This window comes from Microcoleus sp. MON1_C5, assembly GCF_036701875.1.
Lineage (GTDB): Bacteria > Cyanobacteriota > Cyanobacteriia > Cyanobacteriales > Microcoleaceae > Microcoleus.
Map to the genome: position 1 here is coordinate 1 of NZ_JAUBRN010000141.1, position 2,754 is coordinate 2,754.

At 48.0% G+C, this 2,754-nt stretch carries 5 protein-coding genes; all 5 read right to left on the reverse strand.

All coding sequences use genetic code 11. The annotated features are described in order from the left end of the window. Positions 1-404 precede the first annotated feature (404 nt). The 5 genes from QUA71_RS29000 to QUA71_RS29415 all read right to left on the reverse strand — a co-directional run bounded on the left by QUA71_RS29000 (position 405) and on the right by QUA71_RS29415 (position 2,591). Positions 405-650, reverse strand: a complete 246-nt coding sequence (locus tag QUA71_RS29000) for a CopG family transcriptional regulator (protein WP_333290442.1) — start codon at positions 648-650, stop codon at positions 405-407. Further along, positions 647-1,237, reverse strand: a complete 591-nt coding sequence (locus tag QUA71_RS29005; protein ID WP_333290443.1) for a ParA family protein — start codon at positions 1,235-1,237, stop codon at positions 647-649. The genes QUA71_RS29000 and QUA71_RS29005 overlap by 4 nt, the downstream gene beginning before the upstream one ends. Positions 1,238-1,459: 222 nt before the next feature. Continuing rightward, a complete protein-coding gene (locus QUA71_RS29010; RefSeq protein WP_333290445.1) occupies positions 1,460-2,209 on the reverse strand; it encodes an SDR family oxidoreductase in 750 nt (249 codons plus the stop codon). Beyond that, the gene (locus QUA71_RS29015) at positions 2,206-2,436 is read right to left on the reverse strand and encodes a hypothetical protein (RefSeq protein WP_333290447.1); all 231 of its coding nucleotides are present in this window, start codon (positions 2,434-2,436) and stop codon (positions 2,206-2,208) included. Before QUA71_RS29015 ends, QUA71_RS29010 begins: the two co-directional genes overlap by 4 nt. An 80-nt stretch (positions 2,437-2,516) precedes the next feature. Beyond that, positions 2,517-2,591 carry a hypothetical protein gene (locus QUA71_RS29415; protein WP_445243839.1) on the reverse strand — a complete coding sequence of 25 codons (75 nt, stop codon included), beginning with the start codon at positions 2,589-2,591 and terminating at the stop codon, positions 2,517-2,519. Between the last annotated feature and the right edge of the window lie 163 nt (positions 2,592-2,754).

A 2,754-nucleotide genomic window follows, 5' to 3' on the forward strand; every position in this document is an offset into this window, starting at 1 on the left:
AAGTCTCTCTTGATGTTGACCATATCAATTCGATTAGTCATTTATTACTTAAAGCATAAAACTGTGCCTATTACTAGGTGAAATATGTTTGTTCCTTGCAGGCGTGCTATCGATAGCATACCACAACTGTGCAATGCCCTAACTTGAGGCGTTTAGGCATGACTTGTCCTCGTTGCACTCGCTTACGCTCTTTCAGTATATCATTCCGGTGCAACCGGAATTGATATAACTTCGGCTCAAACGCTAATCTGTACTTTTAGGCATCAGATGTTCAAATATTTGAACATCTGAACATCTAAATGTTCGCCGTGGTTGTCGTTATTGAACGGTTGGAGGTATTGAGCCACCGACAGTTCCTGAGCTGACCGTAATCTAAGTCTTAAACATTCAAACATCTAAATGTTTTACAGGCTGTCGTCGGGATTGAACTGTTGGAGGTATTGAGCCACTGACTTCTCCACCAGCTCGCTCATTTCCTGACCTGATTGCGCTGCTGCGGATTTAAGTTGGCGGTGCAGAATTTTGGGCAGATAAACGGTAGTCCGAACAAAGTTGGGGTCTTTGCTTTTGGATAGCGCCACACTAGGTGAAAGGTCAGGTTCACCAGGCTTGAGTTTCTTGGCCTTCAGTAAATCATCAAAGCGACTCATGGCAGTATCTCCTTTCCAACAGCGGTGTAGCACCCCCAAGCAGCTTTAGCATAAGGGTCTTTGATAGCGCTTACAGGCACCCCGGCGAGAGCAGCTTTTTGAAATACCGCCAGCCTCCTGATATCAGACTTGAAAATGGGCAATCCCGCTTTTTCGATGGTTGCCCTAGATTCAGCCCCGACTTTACTCGGAGCGGGCGGAATGACCGTAAGCAAAATGCGGTAATTGGATTGGAGAGAATAGAGAGCTTCCACCATTTGCAGCATAGCGCTCAGGGCCATAGCATCGGGAGAGCTGGGCAATATCAGCAAATCGCACCCTTCAGCTAGAGTTTTCAGGTCTTCTGGGGTAGGTCGTGCAGGCGTGTCGATGACGATATGCTCGTAATCCCTGGCATATCGCACGCCTTGCTTTTCATCGACCACTTTGAACGGGAGGAAACCGCGAGCCGCCCAATCTAATGCACTGCGGTTGAGGTCGCCATCTACCAACAACGCGGGTGCTTTGGTCTGCAAATAAGCTGCTAAGTGCAGCGCTGTGGTTGTCTTCCCGACTCCGCCTTTAAATGAGGCGATTGTCACAATCATAGGTAAGCCTGTTGAGTCCATCAACCAGATTTTACCTTTTAAACATCTGAATGTCTAGATATTTGAATGTTTAGATGCTTGAATTTATAGAAAAAGCCATCCATATTCTCTACGCTCAGAAGTGCAGCCAGAGCGATCGAATCCTTTTTCCAAATCTCCAGTACATTTGCACTTTCAAAGAAGTAGCCCGCTTGGAAGATTACCGGCCACTTTTAGAGCGTTTCAAATCTGTGCCATACCGCCATCGACAAACAGCTCGATGCCGTTGACAAAGCTGCTGTCGTCACAAGCGAGAAAGACAACGGCTTTGGCAATCTCATCGGGCGTGCCGACTCTTCCCAGAGGGATGGCGCTGACAAAGCTGGCTATGAATTCCTGTCTCTGCTCATCACTCAGTCCCAGGAGATCGTGAGCAGGAGTAGGAACAACGCCAGGACTAATGACGTTAACCCGGATTTTGCGCTCTTTGAGATCGAGAATCCAATTACGAGCAAACGAGCGCACGGCGGCTTTGGTAGCGCTGTAAACACTGAAGGCTGGGGTGCCTACCGTAGTGCTCTGAGAGGCGTTCAGGATGATGGAAGCGCCCAGGGGCAACAGAGGCAGTGCCTTCTGTACGGTGAATAGCAGACCTTTGACGTTAGTGTTGAACATTTTGTCAAAGTGTTCTTCGGTGATTGCTCCGAGTGGGAGGAGTTCTCCACCGCCAGCATTAGCGAAGATCACATCAAGATGTCCTTGTTTTTGCTCGATAGTGGCGAACAGGCGATCGAGGTCTGCCAGATTGGAGACATCGCTCTGAACACCCGTGACGTTTTCACCTATCTCTTTGACGGCAGCATCCAGTTGAGTTTGACGACGACCTGTGATGAAGACATAGGCACCTTCGGCGACAAAGCGTTTAGCAGTCGCAAGACCGATGCCGCTAGTGCCACCAGTGACAAGAGCGACTTTTCCTTCTAGTTTTTTCATTTTGGATAAGTCCTGTGGTATTGCACTCGCTGCTTACAACTTGAAAACAGCATATTTAACTCTTCGGTCATTGTGGGATGAGCCAAAACTCCATCGTGCAGAACGATGTGCGGCATCTGAGCTTGCATCACCATCTGCACCGTCAAAATCACTTCACCTGCTTCATGACACAAAAGCGAGCATCCGAGAATCCGACCTGTTTCAGTATCCACGATCACGTTCATCATTCCATCGGTTTGACCCTCTGTTTCCGCTCGCGTAATGTCTGCGGCATCCAGCTTGCTACTTGGATGGCATAATAATACCCTTATTGCTGTGCTTCGGTTTCGGTCAGACCTACATGAGCCAGTTCTGGATGGGTGAAAAGGCAGGATGGAACCATCAATCAAGTTCGCTTTGACAATCCGATAATCGTCGAGTACCACATAGGTGTATTACGGCCCCCATTGATATCGCCTAACGCCCAGATATAGCCTTTCTCATAAAGATGAGGTACAATAACAGCAGTGAGTAAACCAATTCCAAAGATTTTCTGATGTAACTTC

Excerpts from the sequence above, each read along its gene's own strand:
- QUA71_RS29010 (WP_333290445.1), bottom strand. The coding sequence starts at position 2,209 with ATGAAAAAACTAGAAGGAAAAGTCGCTCTTGTCACTGGTGGCACTAGC.
- QUA71_RS29005 (WP_333290443.1), bottom strand. The coding sequence starts at position 1,237 with ATGATTGTGACAATCGCCTCATTTAAAGGCGGAGTCGGGAAGACAACC.
- QUA71_RS29015 (WP_333290447.1), bottom strand. The coding sequence starts at position 2,436 with ATGATGAACGTGATCGTGGATACTGAAACAGGTCGGATTCTCGGATGC.
- QUA71_RS29000 (WP_333290442.1), bottom strand. The coding sequence starts at position 650 with ATGAGTCGCTTTGATGATTTACTGAAGGCCAAGAAACTCAAGCCTGGT.